The sequence below is a fragment of the Mesorhizobium sp. CO1-1-7 genome (assembly GCF_020164885.1).
In the GTDB taxonomy this organism is placed as follows: Bacteria; Pseudomonadota; Alphaproteobacteria; order Rhizobiales; family Rhizobiaceae; genus Mesorhizobium; species Mesorhizobium australicum.
This window is the reverse complement of sequence record NZ_JAIUHA010000005.1, coordinates 289,619-307,363: the sequence shown is the minus strand read 5'-3', so window position 1 is coordinate 307,363 and position 17,745 is coordinate 289,619. Positions and strand designations below refer to the sequence as shown.

19 protein-coding genes are annotated in these 17,745 nt (G+C 63.3%); 5 read left to right on the top strand and 14 right to left on the bottom strand.

Annotated elements, in window-relative coordinates:
• Complete coding sequence (locus LB516_RS13100) at positions 1-798, top strand: ABC transporter permease subunit (protein WP_224719684.1); 798 nt, start codon at positions 1-3, stop codon at positions 796-798.
• 11 nt (positions 799-809) lie between these two features.
• Here the strand turns inward: LB516_RS13100 and LB516_RS13095 are convergent, their stop codons facing one another.
• From LB516_RS13095 to LB516_RS13060, 8 genes are all read right to left on the bottom strand, one after another.
• Positions 810-1,259, bottom strand: coding sequence for a MaoC/PaaZ C-terminal domain-containing protein (locus LB516_RS13095; protein ID WP_181171274.1), 450 nt, complete (start codon positions 1,257-1,259; stop codon positions 810-812).
• Positions 1,256-2,332 carry a Gfo/Idh/MocA family protein gene (locus LB516_RS13090; RefSeq protein ID WP_224719683.1) on the bottom strand — a complete coding sequence of 359 codons (1,077 nt, stop codon included), beginning with the start codon at positions 2,330-2,332 and terminating at the stop codon, positions 1,256-1,258. Before LB516_RS13090 ends, LB516_RS13095 begins: the two co-directional genes overlap by 4 nt.
• On the bottom strand, positions 2,325-2,654 hold the full coding sequence (locus LB516_RS13085) for an L-rhamnose mutarotase (protein ID WP_015319057.1): 330 nt from the start codon (positions 2,652-2,654) through the stop codon (positions 2,325-2,327). Before LB516_RS13085 ends, LB516_RS13090 begins: the two co-directional genes overlap by 8 nt.
• Positions 2,655-2,663: 9 nt before the next feature.
• On the bottom strand, positions 2,664-3,776 hold the full coding sequence (locus tag LB516_RS13080; RefSeq protein WP_140724418.1) for a mandelate racemase/muconate lactonizing enzyme family protein: 1,113 nt from the start codon (positions 3,774-3,776) through the stop codon (positions 2,664-2,666).
• Positions 3,777-3,781: 5 nt separating this feature from the next.
• Positions 3,782-4,879, bottom strand: coding sequence for an ABC transporter ATP-binding protein (locus LB516_RS13075; protein ID WP_224719682.1), 1,098 nt, complete (start codon positions 4,877-4,879; stop codon positions 3,782-3,784).
• A 4-nt stretch (positions 4,880-4,883) separates the two neighbouring features.
• Positions 4,884-5,750, bottom strand: coding sequence for a carbohydrate ABC transporter permease (locus tag LB516_RS13070; RefSeq protein WP_140617472.1), 867 nt, complete (start codon positions 5,748-5,750; stop codon positions 4,884-4,886).
• Between the two features lie 2 nt (positions 5,751-5,752).
• Entirely contained in the window at positions 5,753-6,649 is an 897-nt protein-coding gene (locus LB516_RS13065) for a carbohydrate ABC transporter permease (protein WP_140617471.1), read from the bottom strand.
• Positions 6,650-6,773: 124 nt separating this feature from the next.
• On the bottom strand, positions 6,774-8,093 hold the full coding sequence (locus LB516_RS13060) for an ABC transporter substrate-binding protein (protein ID WP_140823454.1): 1,320 nt from the start codon (positions 8,091-8,093) through the stop codon (positions 6,774-6,776).
• A 168-nt stretch (positions 8,094-8,261) separates the two neighbouring features.
• On the opposite strand from LB516_RS13060, the gene LB516_RS13055 reads away from it, so the two are divergent.
• Entirely contained in the window at positions 8,262-9,047 is a 786-nt protein-coding gene (locus LB516_RS13055) for an IclR family transcriptional regulator (RefSeq protein WP_015319051.1), read from the top strand.
• Between the two features lie 63 nt (positions 9,048-9,110).
• Positions 9,111-9,950: an amidohydrolase family protein gene (locus LB516_RS13050; RefSeq protein WP_224595449.1), complete on the top strand. Its 840-nt coding sequence runs from the start codon at positions 9,111-9,113 to the stop codon at positions 9,948-9,950.
• Between the two features lie 9 nt (positions 9,951-9,959).
• Here LB516_RS13050 and LB516_RS13045 read toward each other — a convergent pair whose 3' ends face one another.
• From LB516_RS13045 to LB516_RS13035, 3 genes are read right to left on the bottom strand one after another with little or no spacing between them, the layout of a single operon-like run.
• Positions 9,960-11,108, bottom strand: a complete 1,149-nt coding sequence (locus LB516_RS13045; RefSeq protein ID WP_224719681.1) for an extracellular solute-binding protein — start codon at positions 11,106-11,108, stop codon at positions 9,960-9,962.
• The gene (locus LB516_RS13040; protein ID WP_224719680.1) at positions 11,105-12,265 is read right to left on the bottom strand and encodes a CaiB/BaiF CoA transferase family protein; all 1,161 of its coding nucleotides are present in this window, start codon (positions 12,263-12,265) and stop codon (positions 11,105-11,107) included. The genes LB516_RS13045 and LB516_RS13040 overlap by 4 nt, the downstream gene beginning before the upstream one ends.
• A gap of 2 nt (positions 12,266-12,267) precedes the next feature.
• Positions 12,268-12,819 carry a MaoC family dehydratase gene (locus LB516_RS13035; protein WP_140877934.1) on the bottom strand — a complete coding sequence of 184 codons (552 nt, stop codon included), beginning with the start codon at positions 12,817-12,819 and terminating at the stop codon, positions 12,268-12,270.
• Positions 12,820-13,017: 198 nt separating this feature from the next.
• Here LB516_RS13035 and LB516_RS13030 point away from each other — a divergent pair, with 198 nt between their 5' ends.
• The gene (locus LB516_RS13030) at positions 13,018-14,115 is read left to right on the top strand and encodes a lactonase family protein (RefSeq protein WP_224719679.1); all 1,098 of its coding nucleotides are present in this window, start codon (positions 13,018-13,020) and stop codon (positions 14,113-14,115) included.
• 25 nt (positions 14,116-14,140) lie between these two features.
• Here LB516_RS13030 and LB516_RS13025 read toward each other — a convergent pair whose 3' ends face one another.
• From LB516_RS13025 to LB516_RS13015, 3 genes are all read right to left on the bottom strand, one after another.
• On the bottom strand, positions 14,141-15,133 hold the full coding sequence (locus LB516_RS13025) for a Tim44 domain-containing protein (RefSeq protein WP_140724442.1): 993 nt from the start codon (positions 15,131-15,133) through the stop codon (positions 14,141-14,143).
• A gap of 73 nt (positions 15,134-15,206) precedes the next feature.
• Positions 15,207-15,506, bottom strand: a complete 300-nt coding sequence (locus LB516_RS13020; protein ID WP_140617465.1) for a zf-TFIIB domain-containing protein — start codon at positions 15,504-15,506, stop codon at positions 15,207-15,209.
• Positions 15,507-15,692: 186 nt separating this feature from the next.
• A complete protein-coding gene (locus tag LB516_RS13015) occupies positions 15,693-16,682 on the bottom strand; it encodes a zinc-dependent alcohol dehydrogenase family protein (protein ID WP_140877936.1) in 990 nt (329 codons plus the stop codon).
• A 103-nt stretch (positions 16,683-16,785) separates the two neighbouring features.
• Here LB516_RS13015 and LB516_RS13010 point away from each other — a divergent pair, with 103 nt between their 5' ends.
• Complete coding sequence (locus tag LB516_RS13010) at positions 16,786-17,688, top strand: LysR family transcriptional regulator (protein ID WP_224719678.1); 903 nt, start codon at positions 16,786-16,788, stop codon at positions 17,686-17,688.
• The last annotated feature ends 57 nt before the right edge of the window (positions 17,689-17,745 follow it).

Below are 17,745 nucleotides of genomic sequence, written 5' to 3'. Positions count from 1 at the left end.
ATGCTGGTCTGGTCGCGTTCCGGTCGCTTCGTCATCTGGGTGATCTTCGCGCTGATCTTCGGCGTGCTGTTCCTGGCGCCGCTGGCGGTGATCCTGCTGTCCAGCCTCGCCGACCAGTGGAACGGCGTGCTGCCCAATGGCTTGACCACGGAGCACTACGCGGATGTCGCCAAGGGCGCGGCCTGGAACGCGGTCAAGGCCAGCCTCGTCACCGGCTTCCTGGCCAGCGCGCTGGCGCTGGTCAGCGGCACCTGGGCAGCACTTGCGCTGCGCATCCAGGGCGCCACGCTGGCGAGGGCACTCGGCCTGCTGTTCTTCATCCCGAGCGCTGTGCCTTCGGTGTCGGTCGGCCTTGGCCTGCTGGTTGCGTTCAGCCATCCGCCGCTGTTGCTCAACGGCACGATCGCAATCGTCATGATCGCGCATTTCGTGCTGATCTCGGCTTTCACCTTCGGCAATGTCTCGGCCGGGCTTGCGCGGCTGTCGCCCGACTTCGAGCAGGTCGCGTCGAGCCTTGGCGCACGCCCTGCCTATCGGCTCCGGCATGTCACGCTGCCCTTGCTCGCACCCTATCTGGTCGCGGCCTTCGGGCTGAGCTTCGCGTTGTCCATGGGCGAGCTTGGCGCGACCGTGATGGTCTATCCGCCGGGTTGGGTGACGCTGCCGGTGTCGATTTTCTCACTGACCGATCGCGGCGACATCTTTGCCGGGGCGGCGCTCACCATGATCCTGGTGGCGGCAACGCTGGTCCTGCTGCTCGGTCTGGAGCGCATCACCAAGCGCGCTACCGGCGCATAGCGGACATTGCCTCAGGCCGGCTGGCGTTCGACGATGTAGATGTGGTCGGCCGCCAGCACCACCTCGCCGCGCTGGTTGATCACTTCGCAGCGCTCGATCACGCGTCCGGAACCCGGTCGCTTGGGGTCGTCCTCCTTGGCCGCGATGGTGGTGCGTGTGCGGATCGTGTCGCCGATGAACACGGGCTTGATGAAGCGCAGCCGGTCGTAGCCATAGGAAAAGGCGACGGGATTGATGACCGTTGCCGTCAGCCCGATGCCGACCGAGAACACCAGCGTGCCATGCGCGATGCGCTGGCCGAACGGTGTTGTCTTCATGAACTCGGCGTCCATGTGGTGCGGGAAGAAATCGCCGGTGTGACCGGCATGGACAATGAAGTCGGTCTCGGTAATCGTGCGGCCGTTGGTCAGCCGCGTCGAGCCGATCTCGTACTCCTCGAAATACTGGATCTGTTCCATCAGGGCCTTTCCGCGATCGGCGTCGCCAGCGCCGCGCTCGAACGATAGGCGGCTTCCACCAGCGCCATTGTGTTCCATGCATCCTCGACCGAACTGATCAGTTCGGCGTCTTCGCCGGATGCAAAGCGCTGGACATTTGCCATGCGCCCGACAAAGGCGTCGGGAAACCACTCGCCGGCCAAGGGCACCGCGATCCAGTCCGATCCGCCCTTCGGATAGATTTCCAGAATATCCGGCTCGCCCCGGGGATAATCGAGATTGAGACCGAGCTTGAGATAGGCGGCACCCTCGGTGCCGCAGACACGAAATTCGCAGGCTTGATGCCGGCGCCCGAACTTGTGGTCGTGGTTGATCGACAGCGCGCAGCGCACGGTGTCGCCATAGTCGAGAATGGCGCTGGTGCGCGTCTGCGCCACGGAATGATTGGGATGGCCCAGCGTCTTGGCATGCACGCCCTTGGGGTCACCGAGCAACTGCCGGATCAGGTCGAGATAGTGGATCGAGTGCATGGCGATCTCGACGCGCGGCGCCTTGAGCAGGAATTCCCACAACTGCCACGGCGTCGCCAGCGCCAGCCAGGCGTCGAAATCGACGACCTCGCCGAGCCAGCCCTTGGCGATGGCGTCCTTCAGCGCCAGCATCATCGGCGCGAAACGGAGCTGGAAATTCACCGCCGCCTTGAGCTTCTTGGCGCGGCAGATTTCGAGGATTTCGCTTGCCTCCCCGAGGTAATTGCCCATCGGCTTCTGGATCAGGGCGACCGCACCGCCGGGCAGCGCCTTCAGGATGTCGGCGTGCCGCCCCGGTGGGGTTGCCAGATCGAAGATCGCGTCCTTAACTCCGGCGGCTTCTTGCACCGAACGGAACGCCGTCACGTCCCATTTATCGGCCAGGGCCCGCGCCTTGGCCTGGTCCGGATCGTAAAGACCGGCGATCGGAAACCCCGCTTTTCGGTAGGCCGGGAAATGCGCGTCGCCGACAATCGACCCTGCACCGAAAGTGACGATCGGTCGGGGTTGTGAGGGTTTGGCCCAGGCCTGGACGAGTGAGGCAGGGTCGAAACCGGCCTCAGTCATGGTGGAAGACCTCGTCCATCGAAGCCCACCATTCACCCTCCTTGCGGGTCGCAAGCGGCTCCTGGCAAGGTATGCAGACGGCCCACCATTCCTGCGTCCTCGGATCGGCCGCCATCTTGGCCATGTCGGCCTCGTAGTCGGTGCCGTGGTATTCGAAGGTGCTGAACAGCAGGTTCTCCGGCCGCTTCAGGTAAATGGAATAGTTCTTGATGTTGCATGCCGAAATCATGGTCAGCACGTCAGGCCAGACGGCGGCATGGAGGCGAACATAGTCCTCGACCTTCTCCGGCTTCAGCCCAAGCACAAATCCCATCCGCTGCATATCAGCTCCTTATGTCGTGATCGCCGTGGTGAATTCGGCGATGCTCATGGCCTTGACCGCGTCCCAGTCCCAATCGATGCCGATACCGGGCTCGTCGGGCGCCAGCGCATGCCCATCCTCGATGCGCATGTGCTTGCCGGTCAACTGGTCGAGTTGCGGAATGTACTCGACATACCTGCCGTTCTGAACAGCGCAGGTCAGGCTGACATGCAATTCCATCAGGAAATGCGGGCAGACTGGAATGTCGAAGGCCTCCGCCGCATGGGCGATCTTGAGCCAGGGCGTGATGCCGCCGATGCGGCCGACATCGACCTGCACGATCGAGCAGGCGCCTTTCTGCATGTATTCGCGGAAGTGCCTGACGGAATAGAGCGACTCGCCGATGGCGATCGGCGTCGGCGTCGAATTCGACAGCCTGATATGCCCGTCTATGTCGTCGGCCGGCAGCGGCTCCTCGATCCAGGCGAGATCGAGTTCTCGAAGCCTCGCCGCACGCCGGATCGCCTCGTCGACGGAGAAACCCTGATTGGCGTCGGTCATGATCTCGTAGCCGTCGCCCACCGCCTTGCGCACCGCCGACAGCCGCGCGAGATCCTCGGAGCCATGCGGCCTGCCGATCTTCACTTTCGAGCCGCGAAACCCCTTGGCCTTGGCGGCCACCGCATCGTCGACCAGCGCCTGCGTCTCGATGTGCAGCCAGCCGCCTTCTGTCGTGTAAAGCGGGCAGCGGTCCTTGGCGCCGCCAGCGAGCTTCCATAGCGGCAGGCCCTGTTTCTTCGCCCTGAGGTCCCAGAGCGCTGTGTCGATCGCCGCGATGGCGATTGCCGTGATGGCGCCGATCGTGGTGGCGTGGGTGGCGAATTCGAGATCGTGCCAGATCGCTTCGATCATATCAGGATCGCGGCCGATCAGGCGCGGCGCCAGGTGGTCGGACAGGAGCCGCATCACCGACGAGCCGCCGGTGCCGATCGTGTAGCTGTAACCGGTTCCGACCGCGCCGTCGGAATCGGTGATGGTGACGATTGGCGTCTCTTGGCTGACGAAGCTCTGGATCGCGTCGGTGCGTTTGACCTTGGGCACAAGGTCGACCATGCGCAATTCTATCTTTTCGATCTTGGCCATGTCGGTCAGCTCCGCAATGTCTTTCCGGTCTGAGCGGCAAACAGATGCGCCTGCGACAGGTCGAGGCTCATGGCGACGCGCTCGCCTGGCTTCAGCAGCCTGGGGTTCAGCATGCGAGACACCCAGTCACTGCCGTTGAACTCGACGAACACCAACGTCTCGTTGCCGAGCGGCTCGGTGACGGTGATCGGCAGTTCGATCTGATGCACGTCGGCCGCGCCGCCGGAGCTGATACCATGGCCGGTCGGATAGATGTCGTCTGGCCGCAACCCGAACACGACTTTGTTGCCGGCAGCGACATTGGCCTTGAACTGACCGGGCAGGGGCAGCTTGGCGCCGCTGGCGAAAACCAGCTGATCGTCGTCGACCGTCGCCTCGTGCAAATTCATCGGCGGCGAGCCGATGAAGCCGGCAACGAAGCGCGTGGCTGGCCGGCGGAACACTTCATCTGGGGTGCCAACCTGTTCGATATGTCCGTCGCGCATGATAACGATACGATCGGCAAGCGTCATCGCCTCGACCTGGTCGTGGGTGACGTAGATCACCGTCGATTGCACCTTGGCGTGCAGCTTCTTGATCTCGGTGCGCATCTGCGTTCTGAGCTTGGCATCGAGATTGGAAAGCGGCTCGTCGAACAGGAAGACGTCGGGGTCACGCACGATGGCGCGGCCCATGGCGACGCGCTGGCGCTGGCCGCCGGACAGTTGCGATGGCCGACGGTCGAGCAAAGCATCGAGCCCCAGGATGGCCGAGGCCTCGGCGACGCGGCGATCCATGTCGTCCTTGGCGGCGCCGGCGATCTTCAAGGAGAAGCCGAGGTTTTCGCGCACCGTCATGTGCGGGTAGAGCGCATAGGACTGGAACACCATCGAGATGTTGCGCGAACGCGGCGGCAAATCGTTGACGACGCGCCCGCCAATCTCGATCGAACCGGCGCTGATCTCTTCCAGCCCGGCGATCATGCGCAGCGTCGTCGACTTGCCGCAGCCGGAAGGACCGACCAGCGCGATGAATTCGCGGTCGGTGATGTCGAGGTCGATGCCATGCACGATCTCGATATTGCCGTAGCGCTTGGTCAGCTTTTTGAGGGAAACCGTTGCCATGAGATCAGCCTTTCACCGCGCCGGAGGTCAGGCCGCCGACAAGGTGCTTCTGGACGATGAAAGTGAGGGTGAGCGCCGGAATGATCATCACCACGGCGAGCGCGCACATGCCTCGCCAGTCGATGGTGAACTCGGCCGTGTAGTCGAGCAGGCCGACCGGCAGCGTCTTGGCGCTGACCGAGCGGGTCAGTTGGGAGGCCAGCGCGAACTCGTTCCAGCAGGTCAGGAAGGCGAAGATCGCGGCCGATGCGATGCCTGGTCCGGCGAGCGGGAACTCGACCTGCCAAAAGGCCTGCCAGCGCGTGCAGCCGTCGATTTGTGCTGCCTCGGCGAGATCCTTCGGCACCTGGCGAAAGAAGCCGTCGATCAGCCAGATGGTGAAAGGCACGTTGAGCGCGACATAGGCAAGGATCAGCCCGAAATGCGTGTCGATGATACCGAGCCGCACATAGAGGAAGAACAGCGGCAGCGACAGCGCGATACCGGGCACCGTGCGTGTCAGCATCAGGCCGAGGAAGACGCTCGATTTACCGCGAAAGCGATAGCGCGCGAAGGCATAGCCGCCCGCCATGCCGATGGCGACCGCGATCACCGTCGAAGTCACCGATATGATCAGCGAGTTGCGGAAATATTCGATGACAGGGATGCCGCCCTTGCCGATGCCTGAGAACATCGCGACATAGGCGTCGAACGAAATATCCTGCGGGATCCACACCGGCGGCTTGGCCATGATCTCGACCGTCGGCCGCAGCGACGACAGGACGATCCACAAGCCCGGCAGGCAGATGGTCAGCATCGCCAGGAACAGGCCGATGCGATAGACGATATCAAGCAGCCTGCGCTTAAGGCGGGCGGAAGAATTCTCGTCCATCTTCACCACTCCGCGCCGATTTGCGTGCGCGCCGCGGCGAGCTTGTTGAAGAAATAGACGGTGAAGGCGATCGACAGCAGGATCGAGAAATAGGCCATGGCGTTGGCCATGCCCATGCGCCCGTCGCTGTAGGCGGTGCGCGCCACGAGTGTCCAGAGCAGCTCGGTACGGCCGGCCGGACCGCCATCGGTCATGATCTTGACGATGTCATAGGCACGCGCCACGTCGAGCGAGCGGATGGTCATGGCGATGTAGGCGAAGGGCATGACGAACGGCCAGGTCACATAGCGGAAGGTCTGCCAAGGCGTGCAGCCATCGACGCGCGCCGCCTCGATCGGCTCCTTGGGCATGGCGAGCAGCCCGGCGAGGATCAGGATGGCGAAGATCGCCGTCGACGACCAGATCTCGGCAACCGAGATGGCGATGAAGGCGAGGTGGCCCTCGATCAGCCACGGAATGGCGTCGCTGGTGATGCCAAGCGACTGCAGCGCATTGTTCACCAGGCCGATATTGTCGTTGAACATGAACTTGAACTGGAAGCCGACGAGGATCGGCGAGAACATCATCGGAAACATCATCAGCGTGCGCAGGATGCGCTGGCCGCGCGTCGCCTTCTCAACCAGCATGGCGAGACCAAGGCCAAGCAGCATTTCAAGATTGAGCGCGATCGTCAGCAACAGGACGGTACGGCCGAATGCCCACCAGAAATCGGTGTTGGCCAGGATCGACAAGTAATTCCTGAGGCCGATGAAGACGAAGAACGTCTCGGGCTTGGTCAGGCGGAACGGCGTGAAGCTTGAATAGAGCGACAGAAGCAGCGGCACCACGACGACCGCCGCCAGAACGACGATGGCCGGAAGCAGCAGCAGGAACGGCGCGGATGGCTTGAGGCCCTTCATCGGGCTCCTCTGGTGTCTGGCATTCAAATTTGGGCAGAGGCCCGACATGATGAAACGGGCAACGCCGGCAAAAGGCGATCGCCTCCCCCATTCACGATGGGGAAGGCAATCTTGGGAGCAATGCTTACAGTTTGCCGGCGTCCTGCAGGATCTGCGTCGCCTTGGCGGCGGCTTCGTCCAGTGCCTGCTTGGAGGTCTTGTCGCCGAGGATCGCGGCCTGCAACTCGGGATAGACGGCGTTCGAGATCTCGATCCACTCAGGCGTCTGCGGCACGGCGAAGGCGTGCTTGGCTTCTTCCTGGAAAGCCGACAGAACCTCCTTCTTGTAAGGGTCGTTGGCGGCTTGCTGCAGGTCCCAATCCCAGACCGCGGTGCGCGTTGGCAGCGGGCCGGCGGTGGCCTCAAGCTTCTGGCTGTCCTCGTTGGTCAGCCACCATACGAGCGATGCCGCTGCCTCCTTGTTCGGGCAGTTCTCGGTCACCGAGAAGCCATGGAAGCCCGACCAGCCGGTGCGCACCCCGGCGGAGCCTTTCGGCGCGACCTTCACGCCGACATTCCCGGCAACCTTCGACGATTTCGGATCGTTGAAGAAGCCGGCCCAGCCCGGCCAGTCCAGATTGATGGCGACGGTGCCCGAGGCAAAGCCCTGGCCGAGATCGTCCCAGAGGTAGTTGGTGGTTCCGGCCGGCACGGCCTTGGCCTTGTAGAGGTTGACGAACCAGTCGAGCGCCCGGACGCCGGCTTCGGAATTGAAGACCGGCTTGCCGTCCTTGTCGAGATATTCGCCGCCCTCGGCGACGACCATTTCGTAGAAGCGGCCATTGATCGCCTCTTCCTTGCCGGCAAACTGCGTGCCGTAGAAATTGGGCGGGTTGGCGAAGAACTCAGCCTGGTCGGTGACTTCCTTCCAGGTGTCCGGCGGCACCAGGTCATAGCCGTATTTGGCCTTGAACTTGGTCTTGTTGTCGGCGTTCTCGTACAGGCTCTTCTGGTAGTAGAGCGCCGAGACGTCGAACTGCGCGCGCGGCAGCATTTCCAGCTTGCCGTCGATGGTTGCCGCCTTGATCGTCGACGGCACGAAGGCGTCGATCTCCGACTTCGGCAGGAGCTTGCTGAGGTCGGTGTAGAGGCCGGTGTATTGCGGCGCGAAGGAGGAATGATTCCAGCCGACGCACCAGTTGGTGCTGCCCGAGGCGATGTCGGACTTCAATTCCTTGTCGATGTCGAAGCCGTTCTTCTTGGTCAGGATGTTGACCTTGGCGCCTGTCGCCTTCTCCCATTCGGGAATGCGCTCGTAGAGCTTCTCATATTGCTGGCCGCCGATCAGCTTCACGTCGACGGTCACGCCGTCGAACTTGCCGGGCAGGTCGCCGGCAAGGGCGGTGCCTGCGCCTGACGCAAGCATCAATGCGCCGGCGCATACGCCGGAAAGCAGTCTGTTCATTGGTATCCTCCCTGGGTGCGCCTCGGTGGCGCCCGCAACTCGTCACGTGACAAGAAATGCTACATTCATATACAAACAAAACATTCATCCGTACGTCAAGGCGAAATTTGTTTCCGCCGGCCGCGTTCCTGCGTATATGAAGAGTTGAATTCACTGGAGGGATGAGCCATGGACGACAGCGAAGACGAGCGTTATCGCGCGCCGGCGCTCGACAAGGGGCTCGACATCCTTGAGCTTCTAGCGGGAGTGGACGGTGGCCTGACCCAGGCGGAAATCGCCAAGAAGCTCGACCGCAGCCCCAATGAATTCTACCGCATGCTGGACCGGCTGGTGCGGCGCGGCTACGTCACGCGGCTCGATGGCGACCGCTATTCGCTGACGCTCAAGCTGTTTGGCCTGGCACAATTGCACGCGCCGGTGCGGCGGCTGGTTTCCTATGCGACGCCGCTGATGCGCGAATTGGCCGAGACCTCGCAGCAGGCCAATCAACTCGTTGTTTTTGATCGCGGTTCCGCCGTGGTGATAGGCCAGCAGGAGGCGCCGAACTACTGGGGGATTTCGATCCGGGTCGGCTCCCACATCAGCCTGTTCGACACCGGTTCGGGACATGTGCTGCTCGCCTTCCGTTCGCAGGAGGAGCGCCAGATGATGATCTCCGAACATGTCCGCAGCACCGACAATACGGCGCAGCCGCCCGAGTTCTTTGCCCGCCTCGACCAGATCAGGGAACGGGGATATGAGATGATGGCCTCGATGCAGACCGCCGGCGTCTACAATCTGTCGGCACCGGTGCGCAGTTCCGACGGCAAGGCCATCGCGGCGCTTTCAATTCCTTACATCACCGTCGTCAACGCTCCGTCCGCGCCGGACATAACGCGCACCATCGAGCTGCTGCTGGCAACGTGTGAGAAGCTTTCGCGTTTGGCCGGGTCGGCCGTCGGCTCATCGACATAATTCTTATTTGAATAAAGAATTCCTCCGTGAGAGGATCGAAAAAGCTACAGGGAGGAGCCCGCCATGATCATCGACACCCATTTGCATCTCATCGATCGCTCGGCGCTTCGCTACCCCTGGCTTGCCGGCGTACCGGCACTGAACCGCGATTTCTCTTACGAGGAGTACGCGGCGGAGGCGCGGCGGGTCGGTGTCGGGCGCGTGCTGCACATGGAAGTCGATGTCGACCCGGCCGACATCGAGGCGGAAACCGCCCGTGTCGAGGGCCTCTCGCGGCAAGCGGGCAGCATGCTCTCTGGGGCGATAGCATCCTGCCGTCCCGAAGACGCTGACTTTGCCGCTTATCTCGAGCGCCAGCGGACAAACCCCTTCGTCAAGGGTTTCCGCCGCGTCCTTCACGTCGTCCCGGACGATCTTTCGGAGGGCGCACTGTTCCGTGACAACATCAAGCGGCTTGGCGGCACCGGCCTGACCTTCGACCTCGTCGTGCTGCCGCATCAGATTCCCAAGGCGATCGCGCTCGCCGAACTGGCGCCCGACGTCCAGTTCGTCCTCGACCATTGCGGCGTTCCCGACATCAAGGGCGGAGCCGAGCATCCCTGGCGCGAACACATGAGCGAGATCGCACGGCGCCCGAACGTGATGGCCAAGATTTCCGGCGTGGTCGCCTATGCCGACGCCGCCAATTGGACCGTCGATACGCTGCGGCCCTACGTCGAACACACCATCAATTCATTCGGCTGGGACCGCGTCGTCTGGGGCAGCGACTGGCCGGTCTGCACGCTTGGTGGCGGTCTCTCGACCTGGGTGGCGGCGACCCACGCGCTGCTTTCGGGTTGCAGCGTTTCGGAGCGTGACAGGCTGTTGTCGGGCAATGCCCGCAGGCTTTGGTGGTTGAAATAACGACCTCGCTCAGCTCTCGCCAGGCGAGGGGGAACTGGCCCGGAACAGGCTGATGAGATCGGCGACGACCCGGCCGGCAGGATGGCCGGAGGTCAGGCCGGAATTGATGCGGTCTGACGCCGCCTGCTGGAACGCCATGTAGCCGTCATGGCGCGGCCGCACCCAGGCGCCCTCCAGCGTCGCGCGCGTGCCTCGATAGAAGTTGCCGGCCACTTCATTGATAGTCTGGTCTTCCCAGGCAGCCGCATGGCCCGGCTGGCCGCCGGCGGCGGCATAGATGCCACGCTGGACATCGCCGCTGGCGACCCAATAGGCAAAATCGATCGCTGCCTCTTTAGCCTTGGAGAAGGCTGATACGGCTATGCCTGTGCCGCCGAGCGCCGAGCCGATCGGACCATTGGAACCGACCACCGGGATGTCGGCAAAAGCCAACCTGTTGGCGCGAAAACCCGACGCCGCATAAGAGACGTAGCCATAGATCAGCGGCGCGCAGACAGTGCGGGAACCAGCCTCGGCCATGCGTTCCGAAACGGCGATCGGGTCCATGTCGAAGCACGTCGGGTCGACCAGCGCGGCGATCTCACGCATCGTCTCGAAGACTTCGCAGCCCGTCTCGACAGCGATGAGATCGCCCGACGGATCGGTCGCGCAGGGATGCCCGAGATTACCGGCCAGCGTGTAGAAGGTCATCAGGCAATGCGGCGGTCGCAGCGGCAGCAGCACGCGGCCTTGCCGGGCGAGATCGAGCACTTCGCTCCACGTCGCTGCCGGCGCATCGAGCGCGTCCGGCCGCCAGGCCTGCACTTGGCTGGCCGCATCGATCGGAAACGCCCATTGCCGGTCTTGCCATGTGTAACTCGGATAGGACTGGCCAACGCTCCCCGACGCAAGCGCGGCGCGTTCCGCCTCGCGGCCGGCGACGTCGAGAGGCTCGAGGCAGCGCTCCGCGGTGATCTGGCCGACATGCGGATGGTCGATGACGATGAGGTCGTAGGCGCGCGCCAACTCCTCGACAGGGAAGGACTCGAAATCCTGCAGCGAACGCTTGTCCCATTCGATGGCAACTCCCGTCCGCTCGCGCCATAGCGCCGAGCAGGCAACCATGGGATCATAGCCACGCGGATGGCTCCAGGTCATACCCCTAAGCTTGAGGCTCACAGGTCGAACTCCTCGCGGATTTTTGCGCTGTGCTCGCCGATACGGGGTGCCGCGCGGTCGACCTTGGCCCTGATACCGTCGACCCTCAGCGGCGAACTGGTGGTGAGGATCGAGACGTCGTCCTCGCGCGTCACCGTCTGCAGCATGTCGAGGGCCTGAAAACCCTCGCTTGCCAGCATCTCCGGCCAGGTCAGCACCTTGGCGCACCAGATGTCGGCGGGTTCGAGAATGGCCAGCCAGTCGTCGATGGTCTTGGTCGCGATCCTCTGGGCGATGATTGCCTTGATATCGTCGCGCGCGGTGAACCAGGATGCCGGCTTGTCGCGATAGGGAGCCAATTCATCGAGCGACAAAAGGTGGGCCAGCTTGGGGATCGGCGTCATGGCGATGGCGAGGTAACCATCCTTGGCCGGATAGACGCCATAAGGCGCCGAGAGATAGGCATGCGCGCTGCGGAAGCTCGAGCGCCTGGGCAGGCGGCGCCCGTCATTGAGATGCGTGGTCAGCACCTCGAACTGGAAGTCGACCAGCGCTTCCAGAAGGCTGGTCTCGATATGGCTGCCCTGGCCAGTGATGCCGCGCCGCACCAGTGCGGCCAGGATGCCTTGCGCGCAGGCCGCACCCGCCAGCATGTCGCCGATGGCGAGGCCGAACGGCACCGGTCCCTGGTCTTCGTCGCCGTTCAGCCACATCACGCCGGAGCGCGACTGCGCCAGCAGATCCTGGCCCGGGCGCTTCACCCACGGGCCATCCTCGCCATAGCCGCTGATCGAGGCATAGACCAGGCGCGGATTGATCTGGCGGACGGTCTCGTAGTCGAGCCCAAGGCGCTCGATGACGCCCGGTCGGAAATTCTGGATCAGCACATCGGCCTTGGCCAGCAGCCCGCGCAATGTATTGAGGTCCGCCTCGTTCTTCAGATCGATGGCGAGGCTTTCCTTGGCCCGGTTGATGGCATGGAAGATGGTGGAATCGCCGCCGATCTCGGTGTCGCTGAGATAGAGCCGGCGCGACAGGTCGCCGCCGTCAGGACGCTCTATCTTGATGACGCGGGCGCCGAGATCGAGCAGCCTGAGCGAGCAGTAGGGTCCAGACAGGAACTGGCTCATGTCGACGACGACGAGACCGGCAAGCGGCAATTCGGCTGCTGCCGGCATTTCTACTTCTCCGTCTTGCCGACGAAATCGGCAGGGTTGCGGTACTTCACCGTCTGCAGATGCTCGCAATAAAGAACGAGCTCGCCTTCGCCCTTGAACACCTCGTAGCTGGCGCGGATCAGCCCCATCTCCTTGTAGCGGGGGTGTTTGTCGAGGTTGGAACGGATCGAATAGATCGTGTCGCCGATGAAGACAGGCTTTATGAATCGTAGCTTGTCATAGCCATAGGAAAAAGCGTTGACGCAGTTGGTGGCGACCAGCCCGAGGCCCGCCGAGAAGACGAACGCGCCGGCAATCAGCCGCTTGCCGAAAATGCCCTCGCTCTCGGCAAACATCTGGTCCTGCACGTAAGGATGGATGTCGAGCACCAGTGCGTTGAAAAGGTGACTGTCGCCCTCGGCCATGGTGCGACGCAGCGAGCGGATTTTCTGGCCGACCGGCCAGTCCTCATAGAACCAGTTCTCGGCGTTCCACACCGGGAGGGCGGCATGATCGGCAGGCATATTCCTGGGATGCGTCGAGACAACGCCAACGGTTGGCGCGAAATCGCTCATGGCGTAGTCCACCGGGCTCGCGAGAGCGCCCATCCAGCCATTCGAGCACGCTTCAAAGCGCCTGGGTGCACGACGTCTCCTCCCGTCAATCTTCTTTTGTAAATACTATTTTCACATATGGGGTTGCGTTGCAAGCGAGGACAAGCGAAATTTTGGCGGTCCCACGGTACTGAGCACCGGCGGGCAGGGAGGGAAAACATGCGCAAAGCCTGTCTGGTCTTCGTCGGCAGCCTGAACCGCGAAGCGCCTTATTTTCAGAGTGCGCGAGGCGTCGGCCTTGGTGTCTACAGCTTCGACGAGGAAACGCTGCAAACAAGAAAGCTGGCCGAGACGAATAATGTCGACAACCCTACCTTCCTGTCGGTGACACCGGATGGCTCGCGCATCTACGCCAATTCGGAAGTCTTCACCTGGCGCGAGGGCACGGTCTCGGCCTACAGCTTCGATCGCGGCTCGGGCACGCTCGCCTATTTGAACAAACAGCCTTCGCTGGGCAGCATCACGGCGCACAATACCGTCACGCGCGACGGCACCAAACTCCTGGTCGCCAATTACGGTATGGGCGAGGGTGGTCCGGACCGTGCGGTGGCCGTGTATGGTTTCGACGGGGAGGGCGCACTGTCCGCGCCATTGGCCAGCGTTTCGCACAAGGGCACCGGCCCCAACGCGGCGCGGCAGGAACGCTCGCATGCCCACAGCGTCACCGAAACCATTGCCGGTGGAACGGCAATCGTCGCCGATCTCGGCATCGACCGGCTGGTGTCCTATCGGATCGGACAGGACGGAAGTCTGGTGAAGCTCGCAGAGTCCGCGCTCCCTCCGGGTGCCGGCCCGCGTCACATTGCCTTGCACCCGAACGGCCGCTTTGTCTTTGTCATGAACGAGCTGGATTCGACCGTCGCGTCGATGGCGCTCGACAATGCGACCGGCAGGCTATCGATCATCGACACCAAGCCGGCGGTGCCGGCCGAGGCCCGCGACAGCAATCACTGCGCCGATATCCAGATCTCGCCGGACGGCCGTTTCGTCTATGGCGGCAACCGTGGCCACGACAGCGTCGTCATCATGGCGGTCGACCAGCAGACCGGCAGCTTAAGTCTTGTCGGCTATGTCCCTTGCGGAGGCGCCACGCCACGCAACCTGGCGCTGACGCCTTCGGGCGGCCATCTGTTCTCCGCCAACCAGAATGCCGACCGCATTTCGATCTTCGTCCGCGACGCCGGCAACGGCATGCTGACCAATACCGGGCGCAGCATCGAGATCGGCACGCCGATGTGTGTCAAGATCGTCGCGTGACCGCCGGCCAGCAGACTAGCCGGGCTCAAGCCTCTTGGATGGCCGAGAGCTTCCAGGTCGAGCCATTCTGGCGCGTGAACGTCCACAACTCGGTCGTCTCCGTCGGATGCTCTTCGTCGCCCTCGACGACCTTGCCGCTCGCCCGTTCGCGCATCACGTCGCGAGACTCGTAGCGCAACGCCGCCGTGGCGTAGTCGCGGTCATCCTCGCGCCAGCTTTCCGCGATGTCGGCCTGCAGCAGGGTGACGTCGGACACTTCGTTCCTGAGACCTTTCCGGGCATTGTCGGCCAGCTCTTCCGAGAGATAGGATACCATCTCGGGCGTGACCGACCGGCGCAATGCCGCATGGTCTTCGCGCCCGAACGCTTCCTGGACATCGGTCAACAGCTGCTGGAACGCGTCAAGGTCGGCCTGGGCCAGCGTGATCTCTTCGGATCGGGTGGTCTCGTAGCCTCTGCCCGATCCGCCGCCAAACCCGGGAATTGTGAAGGAGCCAGCGCTGCTCGTGTTCTGCTGTGCCGTTGCGCGGTTCTCGAACCGTGAAGCTTGGGCATCGCCCATGCCGGCGAGCGCGGGCGCGGGGCCACGCGCGGATTGCGACCGGAAGAACCTGATGGCCAGCATGATCGCGCCACCGATGAGCAGGGCCTGGAGCAGGAATCCGAACATGCCGGCGAGGCCGCCGAAACCTTGGCCGAGGAGCAGTCCGATCAGGCCGCCGATCAGCAGGCCGCGCATCATCGTTCCACCGAAGCCGCTCATGAAGCCGGGCCTCTGCAGGCCGGTCTGTGGTTGCCGGGCAGCATTGTTGACGCCGGCGTTGGGTGTCATCGAACGCTCGACCGGAGCGGTCGGCGCCGGCGCGGTCCGGGTCGGCGGTGCCGATTGGAACGTGCGTGTGCCGCGGCTGCCGAAACTGCCGCCGCGCCGCGCCTCGGCATGATCGATCGCGACCATGGAGAATGCAAGGAACAGGCCGGCAAAGAGGGTGACAAATCGGCTTGTGCGGGAAATCATCGGGGTGACCTTTATCGCTGTGGTTTCGGGCGTTTTCGGCAAAGGGCCGGCCTTGGAAAGACCGGCCTCATGGTCAATCGAACAGCTCTTCGAAAAATGATTTCTTCCGCTTCGGATAGCGGTGGCCATGCGAGCGGGAATAGTCGCCATCGCGGTCCCGGCTGTGTTGCGGCTGGGCAAATGGCGCCGGCTGTGGCTGCGGCGCGGGAGACGCGTCCCTGGTGGACCGTTCGATGATCTTGTCGAGTTCGCCACGATCGAGCCAGACGCCGCGGCACTGCGGACAGTAGTCGATCTCGATCCCCTGGCGTTCGCTCATCACGAGGGCGACGCGGCAGGAGGGGCAAACCATGCCGAGGAGGGAAGATGTCATGTGGGGCTCCTAACCAGAAAGTAATGAGCCCACTTAACCGAAAGGAATGGAAACGGGCCCGTTGAAGCGGTCCGACATCACGGTCGCCAAAGCGACAGTCAGAGGGGCCCGGCCCGCACACGGGAGTTAGGAATGCGGGACGAAGCCTTCAAGGGGGCAATGTTGCCGGTGAGAGCGATTTGCTGCTCAAACCGTCACCACGATCTTGCCGAACTGCCCGTTCGATTCGAGATAGCGATGCGCCTCGACGATCCGGTCGAAGGGAAAGATCCTGTCGATGATCGGCCTGAGCGCGCCGTCCGCGAGGCCTTCGAGGATGAATGCCTTGGCCGGCTCCAACTTCTCCGGGTTGCCGGTGATCTCATGCACGAGATAGCCGCGCAACGTCAGTGTCTTGCCCAGTACCGCAGGCAACGGGAACGGCGTCGGCTGGCTGCTGAGGCCGCCATATTCGATCAGAATGCCGCCTCGCGACATCGCCGCAGTCAGCGGCTCGAAGATCGGCCCGCCGATCGCATCCAGCACCACGCGCACGCCTTGCGGCCCGGCGATCTGGCTCAGTCTGTCGGCAAGTTCCTCTTCCTCAAGGACCACGACATGCGCCGCGCCGGCGTCGAGCAGAGCCTGCCTCTTCACCGATGTCCGCGTCACCGCGATTGCTATCGCACCAACGCTGTTGGCGATCTGGATCGCTGCAAGCCCGACGCTGCTCGAAGCCGCCGTGATGACGACGACCTCTTCGCGGCGCAGCCTGGCGATGTCGATCAGGGCGCCGTAGGCGGTGAGGTACGGCATCCAGACCGCCGCCGCGGTTTGCCAGTCGAGGGACGCCGGATGCTTGACGATGAGCCCCGCGGGAAAGGTGACAAGCTCACCGTAAGCCGGCCAGCGAACCATCGATTGCGGCGGGATGACGCTCACGGCGTCACCATGTGCCAGCCCCATCACGCCTTCGCCAATTGCCTCGATGACGCCCGCCGCTTCCAGCCCAAGCCCGGAGGGCAGGACGGGTGTCTCAATGTAGCTGCCCGCGCGCAGCAGCGCCTCGGCGCGGTTGAGGCCGAGCGCCTTGACGCGGATCTGAACCTCGCCCGGACCCGGTGGCGGAAGGTCGACCTCCTCGATGCGCAGGACCTCGGGACCGCCATGCTGGTGGAAGCGAATGATACGGGCCATTTGGCTCACTCCAAAATATCTGACACTGAATGAGCTATGACGCGAAAGCTTTGTGCGATAAATGGCTGTTTGGATTACGCAGTAGAAACCATGAGTTTCGAATATGGATAGGCTGGAAAGCATGGCCGTGTTCGTCAGGGCGGTCGATCTTGGCTCGTTCGCGGCGGCGGCCACCGCGCTCGATCTATCCGGACCGATGGTCGGCAAGCATGTCCGGTTTCTCGAGGAGCGGCTTGGCATGCGTCTGATTAACCGGACCACGCGCCGCCAGAGCCTGACCGATTTTGGCCGCGCCTATTATGAGCGGTGCCGCCTGGTGCTGGCCGAGGCCGAAGCGGCCGATGCGCTCGCCGCCGACCAGCTCTCGGAACCGCGCGGAAAACTGCGTGTCACCATGCCGGCGCATTTCGGGCGCCACTGCGTCACCCCCGTGCTGCTGAAGCTGGCAGGGCAATATCCAATGCTGGAACTCGACCTGTCGCTCAGCGACCGCTTCGCCGATCTCACCGAGGACGGTTTTGACCTCGCCATCCGGACCGGCGGTCTGAACGACAAGGCTGGCGTGATCGCGCGTCGCCTTGCACGCCAGGACATGGTCGTCTGTGCCGCGCCTTCCTATCTTGAAATTCATGGCGAGCCACGGCGGATCGAGGACCTCGCCGATCACCAGGCGATTGTCTACCGCCGGCTCGGCATGATCGTTCAGCCGTGGCTATTTCCGCGCGAGGGGCAGACTGCGCTCGAGGTAACCCCAAACGGCCGGCTGCGGCTCGACGATCTGGATGCCATCGCCGATGCCGCCGTCGACGGCATGGGGCTGGCGTGGTTGCCTTACTGGCTGGCTCGCGAGCGCATCCAGGCCGGCACGCTGGTCGAGCTGTTGCCGGACCAGCCGCGCTATCCCTACGATTGCCATGCGCTCTGGCTTCGGACGCCGCATCTGTCGCTCAAGGTCCGGCTGGCCGTCGACGCATTGGCGGCCGCCTTGCCGAAAATGATGGCGTGATCGCCAACAGACGGCTTGCGCTCTTTGAGGCGTGACGTTCCGGTGCCATATGAAGGT